Here is a 13,500-nt window from a genome sequence, read left to right on the forward strand (position 1 = left end):
GCCGCCGGGGATGATCGACTTCTTGCTGAAAAGCAAGATCGATTTTTCCGACAACCCTGGCGTGTGGCATGAGCATCCCGCCGCCGTTTGCCTGTCGGCCGTGTCTGCGGCGCTGGAGGCTTCGCGCAAATCCCGACCGCAGGCGGGGCGTCCGGCTTTCTCGCCGTCAGGCCGTCAGCAAAGTCGAGACGCAGCGCGCGAGGTCGGCCGACTCGAACGGCTTGGCCAGGACAGGCAGATCGTCCGGGATCGGCATCGCCTCGGCATGTCCGGTCAGGATCAGCACTGGGACGTCCGAGAAACGCTGGCGGACCTCGGCGGCAAACTCGATCCCGCTCATGCCCGGCATGGCCAAGTCGGCAACGACCAGATCGAACTCTGCGCTCTCCATCATCGCGAGCGCCGAGACGCCATCGGACGCCTCGGTCTCGTCGTAGCCGAAACCGTTGAGGAACGAGGCGGTGACGTGCCTGACATCCTCGTCGTCGTCGACAACCAAGATGCGCGCAGGGCCGGTCGCGAGAGCAAGGGCGCCGTCGGCCACGGCGGCTACGTCATCCGCTGCAGCCTCGGCCGATTGCGGCAACGCCAATTCAACCCGTGTGCCGGTGCCGACCTCGCTGGTGATCCGCAAGCGGCCCTTGGCTTGCTGCGCCAGGCCGAACACCATAGCGAGGCCGAGCCCGGTTCCCTGGCCCACGGCCTTCGTGGTGAAGAACGGCTCGCAGACCCGCTCCAGCAGCTCCGGCGGAATACCGGTGCCCTCGTCCGCGACCGTGAGGATGGCGTAGTCGCCGTCTGGGAGGTCGGGGTCGCCCTGAATCGACGCCGCGTGCGTGGTGATGGAGATCGTGCCGCCATCCGGCATCGCGTCACGGGCATTGATGCAGAGGTTCAGGATCGCGAGTTCGAGTTGGTCGGGGTCGACGGAGGCTTGGGGTAGGCTCGGCTCCAGGCTCGTCCTGACGCTGACGAGACCGCCAAGGCTCCGTCCGAACAGGTCGCTCATACCCTCGATCAGCGTGTTCACGTCCACGTTGCGCAGGCGCAAGTCGCCCGACCGGCTGAAGCTGAGTAGCCGCTTGGTCAGGGCCGAGCCGCGCTGGGCCGCGCCGGTGGCGTTGTCGATGAGCCGCTTGACCCGCGGCTGATCGGCGATCTTCGGGCCGGCCAATTCCAGGCTGCCGAGGATTGCGGTGAGCAAGTTGTTGAAATCGTGGGCGATGCCGCCGGCCAGCGTACCGAGCGCCTGCATCTTGTCGGACTGGCGCAGGCGCGCCTCCAGCACCTTCTGCTCGGTGATGTCACGCTCGATCGTCGCCAGATGTTCGATCGCCCCGGAACTGCCGCGGATCGGCACGCGCGTGATGTTCGACCAGCGCTCGATGCCGAGGGGCCCCTCCGAAACGACCACCTCGGACGGCGCCGCGTTCGCAATGGCCGCGGCATCGGCGCGATCGATGGCGTCTGCGCTGGCCTCATCGCGAAAATCCCGCTCCGGATAGCCGATGCAGGCGGCGGGCTCCTGCCCAAGCTGCGATGCCTTGCGGGCGTTCAACCGGACGAGGCGGCCCTCGGCATCCTTGAACGAGATCGCATCGCCGGAATGATTCAGGAGCCCTCGCAGCAGGGCGCGCTCGGTGGCGAGATCTCGCGCGAGGCGATGGCGCTCGTAGGCGTTGCGCACGGTGGCGCGCAGCAGGACCGGATCCCAGGGCTTGGTGACATAGCCGATGATGCCACCCTTGTTCAGGGCGGCGATCACCGCCGACATGTCGGCATAGCCGCTGAGCAGGATCGCCTGCGCGTCGTGAAAGGCGCGGGCGTCGGCCAGGAGCGCATCCCCGGTCATGCCCGGCATGCGCTGGTCCGAGACGATCACCGCGAGATCCGGCTCGGCGCGAAGCAGGTCCAACGCCTCTGCCGGCTTGGAGCAGGTCAGCACCCGATACTCGTCTTCGAAGAGATCTTCGATGGCGACCAGGATGTCCGGCTCGTCGTCGACGGCCAGGATCGTGCCCTTGAGGCTCATGGCTGGTCCGCCTGCCGTGGAATGCCGATCACGAAGCAGGCTCCGCCTCCCTGGGCCACCTCCACACTGAGAGTGCCGCTATGCGCCTGTACCACAGAGTACGCAATCGCCAGGCCGAGTCCGGTCCCGGAGCCCACGGGCTTCGTCGTGAAGAACGGTTCGAAGATCCGTTCGCGCAATTCCTCGGGGATGCCGGGACCGGTATCGCTGATGCGGATCAGGTCCGCGTCCGGCTCGGCGATGGTCGAGATCGAGATCATGCCATCGCCGGAGATCGCGTCGGCGGCATTGCCGAGGATGTTCATCACGACTTGGTTCAGCAACGCTGGCGTGCAATGCATCTGCTGGCGCCCGGAGAAGTCGCGGGTCACCGTGATGCGGTCACCGAGCTTGTGCTGAAGCAACGCCAGGACCGTCTCGATGGCCTCGGGCACGTCGACGAGCGCTCGCTCACCTTCGTCGAGCCGCGAGAACTTCCGCAGGTTGAGCACCAGATCCTGGATCCGAGTCAGTCCGATCCGCATGGAGCCGACACGCTCGCGGGCCTTGCCGAGGGCGCGCCGGCCGGTGTCGCCATCCGGCTCCGGCACATCACCGAGTACGCGTTCCACGGTGCCTTGGTGAGCCAGGATGAAGGCCAGCGGATTGTTGATCTCGTGAGCGATGCCGGCGACGAGTTCGCCGAGAGAGGCCATCTTGGCGGCCTGGACGAGCTTGGCCTGCGCGTCGGTGAGCCGGCGGTTTGCATCGGCGAGGTCGCGGTTGGCCTGTTCGAGCGCGTCGGCGAGCGCCGCACGGGCCTCCGCCGCCTCGGCTTCGGCTCGAGCACGTTCCAGGGCGCGCTCGCGGGCGCCGAATGCGCCCGATACGCGCTGGTTGTCCTCCTCCAGCAACCGGCGGCGGACGAGGCCCCGCACCCGCATGGCCAGGAGTTCGCCATCCGTCTTGACGATGACGTCGTCGGCACCGGCCGAGAAGGCCGCGACGAGCAGTTCCTTGTTCGGCGCGCTGCCGGCGACGCAGACGAGATGGAAGGCCTGACGGCCGCCGGCATCGGACGCAGCGCGGCGGCGCTCCGCGATCTCGCTGCAGAGCGCGTGTCCGTCGTAGGCGTGGCCGTTCAGATCGACGGTGACGCAGTCGAAGGCAGCCCCCGGCGTGTCGAGGGCGGCCAGCGCCGCCTCGCGGCTCGCGGCAGTCTCGACGGCGTGGCCGTCCTGGCTCAGAAGGCCGGCGAAGAAGGTCCGGTAGGTAGCGCTGCCGTCGATCACGAGGATGCGGCCACGCCGGAAGGCCGAGCCGCCGGCCGCTTCCGAATGGACGCTCCCCTTGCGCTCACGCAACAGCGCCCGGATCCGCAGGACCAGCAGATCGCGGTCGGTCGACTTGGCTATGTACGCATCGGCCCCGCTCTCGAGCCCCTGGCGCTCGCCGTCCTGAGCGCCGGTCAGCATGAGCACCGGCAGCGCGCGGGTGCGCAGCGACAGGCGCATCTGCCGGGTGAACTCGTCGCCGTTCATGCCGGGCAGGTGATAGTCGGCGACGACGAGATCCGGCAGACCCTCGTTGAGCCGGTCGAGGGCGGCTTCCGCCGTCACGCAACGCTCGACCGCGAACCCGTGCGATTCCAGCAAGAGGCGCAGTTCGAGTGCCTGGGTCTCCGAATCCTCGACAAGGAGAAGACGCGCAGGCGCCGTCGGTGCAGCCGCCGCGGCGCTCACGATCCGGCCTCGGACAGAGACAGGCGCAGGACCTGGGACGCGATCTCGTCGAGGGGCAGCACGCTGCCGGCGGCGGAGAGGCGCACGGCTGCGGCCGGCATGCCGTAGACGACGGCGGTACTCTCGTGCTCGGCGATGGTCGCGGCGCCCGCCCGATGCATGTCGAGGAGCCCGAGCGCGCCGTCTTCGCCCATTCCGGTCAGCAGAACTCCGAGACCGCGCGGCCCGGCCTGGCGCGCGACCGATCGGAACAGCACCGTTGCGGCCGGTCGCTGACCTCCGACCGGCGCGCTTTCCACGACACGCAGGGTTCGGCCGCCCCCGAGCTCGAGATGCCGGTCGCCCGGCGCGACGTAGACGCGCGACGGTGCGAGGCGCTCTCCATCCTGAGCGATCGCGACCGGCAAGGAGACGACGCCGTCGAGCCAGGCGGCGAAGCCGTCCATGAAGGCGGCCCCCATATGCTGGACCAGCAGTACCGGCAGAGGAAAATCTGCGGGTAGCGCGCCGATGACCTTGGCGAGCGCCGGGGGGCCACCCGTCGAGGCTGCGATCGCCAGCACGGTCGGCTGCGTCTCCAACGACGGCGTCGGCGGTATGTGGGATGCGAGAACGCTCCCCCGCGCCGACCAGCCCGAGCCGATGGGACGCCGCCGGATGACCGGGACGGCGGCCATGATGCGCAGCTGCGTGCAGATCTCGCCAGCCACCGCCTCGTAGCCTGCATTGGTGGTAGCGACCGGCTTCTCGACCACGGAGAGTGCGCCCGCGCGGAGCGCATTCATCGAGATTTTGAGAGAGGCATCCTCGACCGCATCGGCCACCACGACGATAGGCGTGGGGCGTTCGGCCATGATGCGGCGCGTCGTCTCCAGCCCGTCGATGCCAGGCAGGCGGATATCCATCGAAATGACGTCGGGCCGTACCGTCTCGATCGCCGCGAGTGCTTCCTCGCCGGATGCGACGGCAGCGGCGAGCGTCAACCGCGGGTCGCGGGCGACGATGTGCGTCAGCAGCGTGCGCACGACGAGGGAATCCTCGACGAGCATGACCCTGACTGGACCGCCGACTCCCGTACTCAAAGCAGCTGACCGACCGTTTCCAGAAGTTCGCGCTGATCGAACTTCTGCTTCGTGAGATAGGCGTCGGCCCCGAGTTCGAGTCCGCGGGCGACGTCTTCCGAAGCGCCCCGCGAGGTCATCAGGATGACCGGCAGCGTCGCGAAACCGGCTTCCGCGCGCAGCGCCTTGAGCAGTCCGAAGCCGTCGAGGCGCGGCATCTCTACGTCGGCCACGACGAGATCGACGGGCTCGATCTCCGCGCGCAGGCGATCGAGCGCGTCCTGTCCGTCGACACAGACGACCACGCGGTACCCGGCCGCTTCCAAGATGCTCTTCTCCAAAGTGCGCGTGGTGATGGAGTCGTCAACGACCAGAATCGTCGAACGTCGCCGCTCCGGCATCGTTCCGTGGTCGGCAACGTATGCTTTCATACCAGATACGCTTGGCCGCAACCCCGGCTGCTCGGCCCTGTCGATCAAGCCTTCGGGATTGAGGACGAGAACTGGCGTTTCGCTGCCGAGAACGACCGTCCCGACGATCAAACCGGGATCGGCGCCGATGGCCGGAGGCGGCAGGACGAGGAGTGTCCGCACGTCCTGGAGCGCGTCGACTTGCAGCAGGCAGCGCCGGCCGCCGCAGCGGAGCAGGATGACCTGTGCCGACGCCTGATGATCGTCCTGCGACGAGGCGGAGTTCATGAGATCGCCGAGGCTGGCGATCGGCAGCGTGAGCACGCTTGCCTTGCCGCCGTCTTCGACCCGGACGCGGCCGACCGGCCGTCCGGCGATGGTGTCGACGTCGCTGCTGCGATCCAGGCGGATCAAGCGCTCTGCCGACGCGCTCGGCAGGGCGTAGGTGGCGCCGCCACCCTCGACCAGCAAAAGCGGCCGGCGCGCGGCGGAAAGCGGCAGATTGACGACGAGCGACGCGCCGTAGGGATCGCGACCCGACAGCCGAACACCGCCGTGAAGTCGCCGCACGGCTTCTGCCACCACCGCGAGGCCGATCCCGCGGCCCGAGAGCGTGTCGACGCCCGGGGCCGTCGAGAAACCGGGCTCGAACACGAAGGCGAGCAGGCGCTCCGAATCGGCGGCCGCACCGGGTCCGAGCAGGCCGCGTTCGCGAGCACGCGCTTCGATCGCCGGCAGGTCGGGGCCGCGCCCGTCATCGTGCACGCCGATGACTAGCCGGCTGCCGCGCGCCTCGACCTCGAACAGGATCGACAGCGCGTCCGGCTTGCCCGCCGCGCGGCGCTGATGCGGTGCCTCGGCACCATGCCCAATGGCGTTCCGCAGGATATGCAGCACCGGGTCGCGCAGGGCCTGCAGCATGCCGCGATCCACGGGCAGGTCGAGACCACGTACAGTCACCTCGACCTCGCGGCCTTCCTCGCGGGCCATCTCGCGCAGAGACCGCGCGAAGCCGCCGAAGGCCGTCTCGGCCGGAACCAGGGCAAGCCGCTCCGTCTCTTCGCGGACGCGGGCCGAGGCCGCGTCGACCGCCGCGGCGCCCGATCGCTGCCGGCGAGCGAGGTCGGAGGCGTCGCGCATGATGGCGCTCAACGCCGATTCCAGCTCGCCGAGATCGGCGCGGCTGCGTTCGGGACTGGGCCCTGCCCCAGCCGAGCGCATCGCTTCGACGCGCTTGCGCAAGCCCGCGGCATTCGCCGCGAGGGCGGCGAGGCCTTCGCCGATGGCGGCCTGCCCGGACAGGGCATTGGCGAGCCCGTGCGTCGCCGCGGTCAACGCCTCGACGGCCGCCGACGGCACGCGCAACACCGTCTGGCGTCCGGGATCGGGATTGGGCTCGGGTGCGGCCTCGCTCGATGGGATGGGAGGGCGTGCGATCGCTTGACGCGGCACGTCAGGTGCGAGATCCGGCGAGGCCGACGCCAGACAGCGGTCGAGAGTTGCGAGCGCATCCGGCGGCATGGCCGAAGCGCCGTCCTTCATGCCGGCGACGAAGGCCTCGATGCGATCGAGCGCGAGATGGATCGCCGCAAGCGCATCGCGATCGAGGCCGCGCTCACCACCTTTGATCTGCTCGAACAGGGTTTCGAGACGATGCGCCACAGCCTCGACCGGCGGCAGGTCGACGGCGCGCGAGGCGCCCTTCAAGCTATGGGCGCGCCGGAAGATATCGTTCCAGTCGACCGGCCTGTCCTCGGCCGCGGCCGCGAGTCCCGAGCGGATCGCGTCGAGATGCTCGCGATGCTCGGCCTCGAAGGCGGCGAGAAGTTGCTGGCGAATGTCCATTCTTCGAATACGCGCCCGGTCTCAGAGCCGATACCGTTCGGCGAGGGTCATCAGACCCTGCGCGAGTTCGGTGAGGTTGGCCGAGGCCATCTCGACCTCGCGGGTCCCCGCGGCCGTCTGCTGGCTGGCCTGGCGGATGTTCTGGAGCGCGCCCATCACCTGCTCGATGCCGAGCTGCTGCTGGTTGGTCGAGGCCACGATCTGCTGGAAGGTCTGCACGCCCTCGTCCACGCGAGCCGCCATCTCCTCGATGGTGCGCACCGTAGCGTCGGTGCGGGTCTTGCCGGTGGCGGCGCGCTTGACCGCCTCTTCCGTCAGCATCACCGAGGAATTGATGCCGCGCTGGATCTCCGAGAGGATCGAGCGGACCTGCACGGTCGCCGCCTTGGCCTGGTCGGCCAGCAGCTTCATCTCGGCCGCGACGATCGCGAAGCTGCGCCCGCTCTCGCCGGCCGCCGCCGCCTCGATGGCGGCGTTGAGCGACAGGAGATGCGTGCGCTCCGAGATGTCGTTGACCGTGGTGATGATCTCGCCGATCGCCTGGGTCTTCTCGCTCAAGGCGACGATGTTGCCGGCGACCGCCTCGCCCTGCTCGCGGATCAGATCCATGGCCTTGGCCGTATCCGAGGCCGCGCGCAGGCCCGCCCTGGCGGTCTGCGCGGAGGCCTGGGCGGTGGCGATCACGTCGGTGGCGCGCTTGGAGATCTGCGCGCCGGAATGGGTGATCTCGTCGACGGTGGCGGCGGTCTCCTGCACGGCGGCGAACTGCTCCTCGACGCTCGCCGCCTGCTCCTGGGCGGAGGCCCGGATCTCGGCGGCGGCGGCGTTGAGGTCGGCGGTGGCCGAGCGGTTGGTCCGGGCGAGATCGGAAAGGCCACCGACCATCGCGTTCAGCGTCGTGCCGAGGCGGCCGATCTCGTCCTGGCCGGTGACCGCGATGCGCCCCGTCAGGTCTCCAGTTCCGACGCGTTCCACGAAGGCTGCCACCTCGTTGACGGGTCGCACCACGGCACGGCTGATCGCCCAGGTGACGATGACGCTCAACAGGACGCCCGCGGCGAGCGTCAGCAAGATCGAGAAGCGGCTGAACTCGTAGACCTCTGCAACTCCGCGCTGGCCGGCAACGACGCTGCCATCCAGCGCCGAGCGCGTCCGCTCAATCCCTGCGATCGTCGCCTCGTAGAGGCGACTGACCTCCTCGTTGCTCGCCTCGACCTTCTCGAAATCCTTGGCGACGACCGCCTTGAGCTGGGCGTCGCTGCTGTCACGGTAGGCGTTGTAGACCTGCAGCGTCTGCTTGAGCGTCGCGTTGAGCCGGTCCCACGCAGCCATCCGATCCACCGAGATCGCATCCTGCCGGAACTCGGCGCTCTCGCGTACTAGATCCGCGAAAAGGCCATCGGTCGCCGCGGCCATCCGGCTCCAAACGACGTAGCTGTCCTCGTCCGGAACGCTGCGCCCGTGTTCGCGCATGAGCACGGAGATGACGGCGTTGCGGCGCTGGACGCCGAGGTCACGTGCCTTATTCCCGAGATCGTCGAGTTGACGCATGACCATCAGATCGCGCGAGACGATCCGGTCAATCGTGTCGCGCACCGTGCCGATCTGTCCAGTCGCGTAGAGCCCGAGCGCGATGAGCACCGCTGTGACGACGGCGAAGCCGAGGAGGATGCGGTTGGCGATCGAGATCGACACGGGACGTCAGGCTCCGGGCGTCGCGCGCGAGCGCATCAGGGCAGGAAGGGACGCAAGAGGCGCGGAAGGTCGACGATGGCGAAGCCGCCGGCTACGCCATCATTCTCCGATCCGGCGGGTGCATAGCCGGAAACCGCTTCGGCGCCCAATCCGGGATGTGGACCGGCCGCCGGCGAGGCCGTGATCGCATCGGCCTCGATGCTGGCGAGGCGGATGACGCGGTCGACCGCGAGAGCCAGTGCAGGCCCGTCGGTGCGCAGCCGCAATAGATGGCCGGACTGGCCGGCGCCGCCGCCACGGGTACCACCGAGGGCGAGCCCGAGATCGATCACACTAACGATGATCCCGGCGTGAGAGATGATCCCGCGAAGCGCTGCCGGAGCGCCTGGCAGCACCGTGCATGGTCGCTCCGGCAGCACCGTCGCGATCGCGCCGAGCGCGATGCCGTAGCGCTCGGTACTGAGCGCGCAGACCAAGTAATCCCGATGCTCGGCAACCTCTCGCGCGACTCGCCCACGTGCTGCCAGCGCCGCGGAGCGCTCATCGAGCAGGGAGCGATAAAGCTCGGTCTCGTTCATGGCGCCCCCCGCCCGAGCTTGCCGAACGCGAGGCGCACCGTCGCCGTGAGCTCGCCCGCCGTCACGCCGTCTCCTTCGGGAAGGGCCTCATCAGGAGGCAGTCCTTGCGCGAGGCGCAGGGCGTTGTCGAGGGCGCGGATTGCGGGCGCACGGCGCCCCTGCTTCGACAGCAGCAGGCCGAGATGAAGATGGGCCATCGCGAAATCGCGGTCGAGAAACAGCGCGCCGCGGAACGCCCGCTCGGCCTCGGCTTCGCGTCCGAGATCGCGGGCGAGGAGTGCCTCGTAATAGCGAAGAGCGGCTACAGTCGGGTCGGCTTTCAGAGCTTCGACGAGCAGGCGCCAGGCTTCTCCTGTCTCGCCGGCATCGGCCAACGCGCGGATTTGCGGCAGCAGATCCACCGGTGAGGAGACCCGTGGCTTCGGAGTGATCTCCGGAATCGTGATGTGAGCGGCAGCCGCGATCGACGGTGGCGTCGTCTCGGCATCGGCGAGCGTCGGCACGGTCTGCACCTCGGTGAAGATGAAGGCGTCGTTCCAGGCCGGACGCCGTTGTGGATCATCGCCGAGGAGCGGCTCGTCCTTGCGGCGATAAGCGGCGGTACCAGGCAGCGCCATCGGCGTCAGCCACGCGTCGAAGGTCGGATTGGGCTCGGCATGGCCGATGAGCAGCCAGCCGCCCTGGCGCAGACGGTCCGCGAAGCCGCGCATCATGCCGATCACATGATCGGCGCTGAAATAAATCAGGACGTTGCGGCAGAGGATGAGGTCGAAGCCGGCGAAGGTCGCGGGTAGGCTGCCGTCGATGAGTCCCATCAGATTGCCGCGCTCGAACCGGACCATCTCGCGGAACTTGGCCCGCAGACGATAGCCGCCCTCGCGGGTCGCGCCGGATTTCGCGGCGATCGGCTGAAACCAACGGGTCCGGTCCTCGGCCGGCATGGTGCGCAAGGCCCAGCGCCCGAATTCACCAGCTCGGGCCGTGGCGAGGGCGGCCGCGCTGATATCGGTGCCAACGATGGCGATGTCCCAGTCGGCGAGATCGGCCCCGAGCAACTCGTGCAGCAGGATCGCAACGGAATAGGGCTCGGCGCCCGTCGAGCAGCCGGCACTCCAGATCCGCAGCGTGCGCCCGTCCCCGCGAGCCTCGATCAGGGCGGGCAAGATCCGCTCCCTGAGCGCCACGAACTGCTCCGCATAGCGGAAGAAGAAGGTCTCGCCGATGGTGATCTCGGCCTCGAGCGCGGTCCATTCCTCGCGTCCGCCGGCGCCGTCGAGGTGATCGAGATAGGCAGAGCAATCGGCGAGGTTCAGCGCTCTGAAGCGCTTCACGAGCCGATCAAAGAGCAGAGCATCCTTGTCGGCGTAGTAGTGGTGGCCGGTCCTGGCGATGACCCGCGCCTTCAGAGCCGGGAAAGCCGCGTCGCCCGCAAATCCGAAACCGCGCCTGCGGCGGCTGTCGAAAGGCATCCGCGGCGGCCTCAACCCATCGCGGCCGCGTCGAACGATCCGAGCCGCTCGGCGGCACGTCGGGCGAGGGCGGCGACCCGGTCCCTTTCCTCGGCTGTCAGGATGCGCTCCATCGACAGCACGTGCACGAGACGCCCGCCGAGCGCGATCTCGGCCTCGACGCAGCCGTTCAGCGTCTGCGTGTCGGCCACGGCGCTCGATTGGGCCTCCACGACATCCGTTACGCGGTCGACGAGAAGGGCGAGACTGCCGTCGGCGGCGAGCAGCACGTGCCGGTATGGATTGGGGGGTGCCGGGTAATCGCGCCGTCCGAGGAGCTGAGCCAGATCCAGCACCGGCAGCGGGGCGCCGCCGAGATTGAGGAAGCCCGCAAGCGGACCACCTGTCGCAGGGGGGGCGTGCAGGTGCGGCAGTGGCAGGATCTCGCGAACGGTTTCCCGGCGCAGGGCGCAGGGCGTGCCCGCAACGTCGAGGACGAGATGCGTCGTAGTCGAGGACGGCGCCACCGAGGCTCCTTGTGGCCGAAGCGTCCGATCGAGATAGGCCCGATGAAGCAGCGCTGCAATCTCGGCTTTCGAGAAGGCGCGCCGCGTCTGATCGAAGCCGTCCGACGCCGCGTATCCGCGATGCGGATGATCCCGTTGACGGGTCACAGGGCTTGGACTACACGGTCCGCTGGTTTCGAGGACGGTTCGAGCTTTTTAGACATGCGTGCGAATCTTATCGTAGCGGAAGCGCCACGGACGGGGCGGGCTTAAAGGAGCCCGCGGACCCGGTCGGTGGCGCATGCAGGGTCCCTCGGGGCCCTTTTTTGTTGCCGAATTCCAGGGTCGTCGCACGAACAGGGATGATGGAGGACACGATGAGCGGCGAGGTCATGACCGGGGCCCAGATGGTCATCAGGGCGTTTCAGGATCAGGGTGTCGACACCCTTTTCGGCTATCCCGGCGGCGCCGTACTCCCGATCTACGACGCGCTTTTCGGCGAGGAGAAGATCAAGCACGTTCTCGTCCGCCACGAGCAGGGCGCGGTCCATGCCGCCGAAGGCTATGCCCGATCCTCGGGCAAGGTCGGCGTCGTCCTCGTCACCTCCGGCCCCGGCGCGACCAACATCGTCACCGGCTTGACCGACGCGATGATGGATTCGATCCCGCTCGTCGCGATCACGGGACAGGTTCCGAGCCACCTGATCGGCTCGGACGCCTTCCAGGAATGCGACACGGTCGGCATCACGCGCCACTGCACCAAGCACAACTACCTGGTCCGCTCGATCGAAGACCTGCCGCGCATCCTGCACGAGGCGTTCTACATCGCCTCGCATGGACGCCCCGGCCCGGTCGTCGTCGACCTGCCCAAGGACATTCAGTTCGCGAGCGGGCTCTACCAGCGTCCGGCCGACAATGCCCACAAGACTTATCACCCGGCGGTCAAGGGTGATCAGGACCGTATCCGCGCGGCCGTCGAACTGATGGCGACGGCGCGCCGGCCGATCTTCTATACGGGCGGCGGCGTCATCAATTCGGGTCCCCAGGCCTCTGCGCTGCTGCGTCAACTCGTCGAGGCGACCGGCTTCCCGGTGACCTCGACCCTGATGGGCCTCGGTGCCTTCCCGGCCGCCGACGACAAGTTCCTCGGCATGCTCGGCATGCACGGGACTTACGAGGCCAACCTCGCGATGCACGATTGCGACGTGATGATCTGCGTCGGCGCGCGCTTCGACGATCGCATCACGGGCCGCCTCGACGCCTTTGCGCCGTATTCGAAGAAGATCCACATCGACGTCGACGCCTCCTCGATCAACAAGGTCGTGAAGGTCGATGTCGGTATCGTCGGCGATTGCGCCTCGGTGCTCGAGGACGTGCTCGCCCTTTGGCGTGCGCAGTCGACGAAGCCGTCGGCGAAGGATCTGGAGCCGTGGTTCGCCAAGATCGCCACCTGGCGAGCGCGCGACTGCCTCGCCTATTGGCCGTCGGGCACGATCATCAAGCCGCAATACGCAGTCCAGAGGCTCTACGAGGCCTGCAAGGACCGCAAGACCTTCGTCACGACGGAGGTTGGCCAGCATCAGATGTGGGCGGCCCAGTACTTCAAGTTCGAGGAGCCGAACCGCTGGATGACCTCCGGCGGCCTGGGCACCATGGGCTACGGCCTGCCCGCAGCGATCGGCGCGCAGCTCGCCAACCCGGACGGGCTCGTCATCGACATCGCCGGCGAGGCCTCGATCCTGATGAACATGCAGGAGATGTCGACGGCGGTTCAGTACCGGCTGCCGGTGAAGATCTTCATCCTGAACAACGAGTATATGGGCATGGTCCGACAGTGGCAGGAGTTGCTGCACGGCTCACGCTACTCGCAGAGCTACTCGGAGAGTCTGCCGGACTTCGTGAAGCTCGCCGAGGCCTACGGCGCCAAGGGAATCCGTTGCGAGAAGCCGGGTGAGCTCGACGCCGCGATCCAGGAGATGCTCGACTACGACGGTCCGGTGATCTTCGACTGCGTCGTCGACAAGACCGAGAACTGCTTCCCGATGATCCCCTCGGGCAAGGCGCATAACGAGATGCTGCTCTCCGACTATCTCGGCGAGACCGGCGTCGAGCTCGGCGACGTGATCTCCGAAGAAGGCAAGATGCTGGTCTGACCATGCGGACCGGCGATCTCGTCATGACGTGCAGGGAGATCGTGCCCGGGT

Annotated in this window: 9 protein-coding genes; 1 reads left to right on the top strand and 8 read right to left on the bottom strand. The window is 68.1% G+C overall.

The window, feature by feature from the left end; all coding sequences use genetic code 11:
* Nucleotides 1–166 precede the first annotated feature (166 nt).
* The 8 genes from GGR33_RS08970 to GGR33_RS09005 are packed head-to-tail and all read right to left on the bottom strand — an operon-like array spanning nucleotide 167 to nucleotide 11,317.
* A complete protein-coding gene (locus tag GGR33_RS08970; protein WP_183504143.1) occupies nucleotides 167–2,032 on the bottom strand; it encodes a response regulator in 1,866 nt (621 codons plus the stop codon).
* Nucleotides 2,029–3,753 carry a response regulator gene (locus GGR33_RS08975; RefSeq protein WP_183504145.1) on the bottom strand — a complete coding sequence of 575 codons (1,725 nt, stop codon included), beginning with the start codon at nucleotides 3,751–3,753 and terminating at the stop codon, nucleotides 2,029–2,031. The genes GGR33_RS08970 and GGR33_RS08975 overlap by 4 nt, the downstream gene beginning before the upstream one ends.
* A complete protein-coding gene (gene cheB, locus GGR33_RS08980) occupies nucleotides 3,750–4,802 on the bottom strand; it encodes a chemotaxis-specific protein-glutamate methyltransferase CheB (protein ID WP_183505028.1) in 1,053 nt (350 codons plus the stop codon). Before cheB ends, GGR33_RS08975 begins: the two co-directional genes overlap by 4 nt.
* Nucleotides 4,803–4,831: 29 nt before the next feature.
* Nucleotides 4,832–7,069: a hybrid sensor histidine kinase/response regulator gene (locus GGR33_RS08985; protein WP_183504147.1), complete on the bottom strand. Its 2,238-nt coding sequence runs from the start codon at nucleotides 7,067–7,069 to the stop codon at nucleotides 4,832–4,834.
* A 21-nt stretch (nucleotides 7,070–7,090) separates the two neighbouring features.
* On the bottom strand, nucleotides 7,091–8,764 hold the full coding sequence (locus GGR33_RS08990) for a methyl-accepting chemotaxis protein (RefSeq protein ID WP_183504149.1): 1,674 nt from the start codon (nucleotides 8,762–8,764) through the stop codon (nucleotides 7,091–7,093).
* Between the two features lie 35 nt (nucleotides 8,765–8,799).
* The gene (locus GGR33_RS08995) at nucleotides 8,800–9,342 is read right to left on the bottom strand and encodes a chemotaxis protein CheW (RefSeq protein WP_183504151.1); all 543 of its coding nucleotides are present in this window, start codon (nucleotides 9,340–9,342) and stop codon (nucleotides 8,800–8,802) included.
* Entirely contained in the window at nucleotides 9,339–10,811 is a 1,473-nt protein-coding gene (locus GGR33_RS09000; protein WP_183504153.1) for a CheR family methyltransferase, read from the bottom strand. Before GGR33_RS09000 ends, GGR33_RS08995 begins: the two co-directional genes overlap by 4 nt.
* 11 nt (nucleotides 10,812–10,822) lie before the next feature.
* Nucleotides 10,823–11,317 (bottom strand): chemotaxis protein CheW, encoded by a 495-nt coding sequence (locus tag GGR33_RS09005; protein ID WP_183504155.1) that lies wholly within the window; start codon nucleotides 11,315–11,317, stop codon nucleotides 10,823–10,825.
* A 356-nt stretch (nucleotides 11,318–11,673) separates the two neighbouring features.
* On the opposite strand from GGR33_RS09005, the gene GGR33_RS09010 reads away from it, so the two are divergent.
* The gene (locus GGR33_RS09010; RefSeq protein ID WP_183504157.1) at nucleotides 11,674–13,449 is read left to right on the top strand and encodes an acetolactate synthase 3 large subunit; all 1,776 of its coding nucleotides are present in this window, start codon (nucleotides 11,674–11,676) and stop codon (nucleotides 13,447–13,449) included.
* Nucleotides 13,450–13,500: the final 51 nt, after the last annotated feature.

The sequence above is a fragment of the Methylobacterium brachythecii genome, assembly GCF_014196345.1.
Classification (GTDB): domain Bacteria; phylum Pseudomonadota; class Alphaproteobacteria; order Rhizobiales; family Beijerinckiaceae; genus Methylobacterium; species Methylobacterium brachythecii.

Coding starts and splice junctions, on each gene's coding strand:
- GGR33_RS08970 (WP_183504143.1), bottom strand. CDS start 2,032: ATGAGCCTCAAGGGCACGATCCTGGCCGTCGACGACGAGCCGGACATC.
- cheB (WP_183505028.1), bottom strand. CDS start 4,802: ATGCTCGTCGAGGATTCCCTCGTCGTGCGCACGCTGCTGACGCACATC.
- GGR33_RS08985 (WP_183504147.1), bottom strand. CDS start 7,069: ATGGACATTCGCCAGCAACTTCTCGCCGCCTTCGAGGCCGAGCATCGC.
- GGR33_RS08995 (WP_183504151.1), bottom strand. CDS start 9,342: ATGAACGAGACCGAGCTTTATCGCTCCCTGCTCGATGAGCGCTCCGCG.
- GGR33_RS09000 (WP_183504153.1), bottom strand. CDS start 10,811: ATGCCTTTCGACAGCCGCCGCAGGCGCGGTTTCGGATTTGCGGGCGAC.
- GGR33_RS09010 (WP_183504157.1), top strand. CDS start 11,674: ATGAGCGGCGAGGTCATGACCGGGGCCCAGATGGTCATCAGGGCGTTT.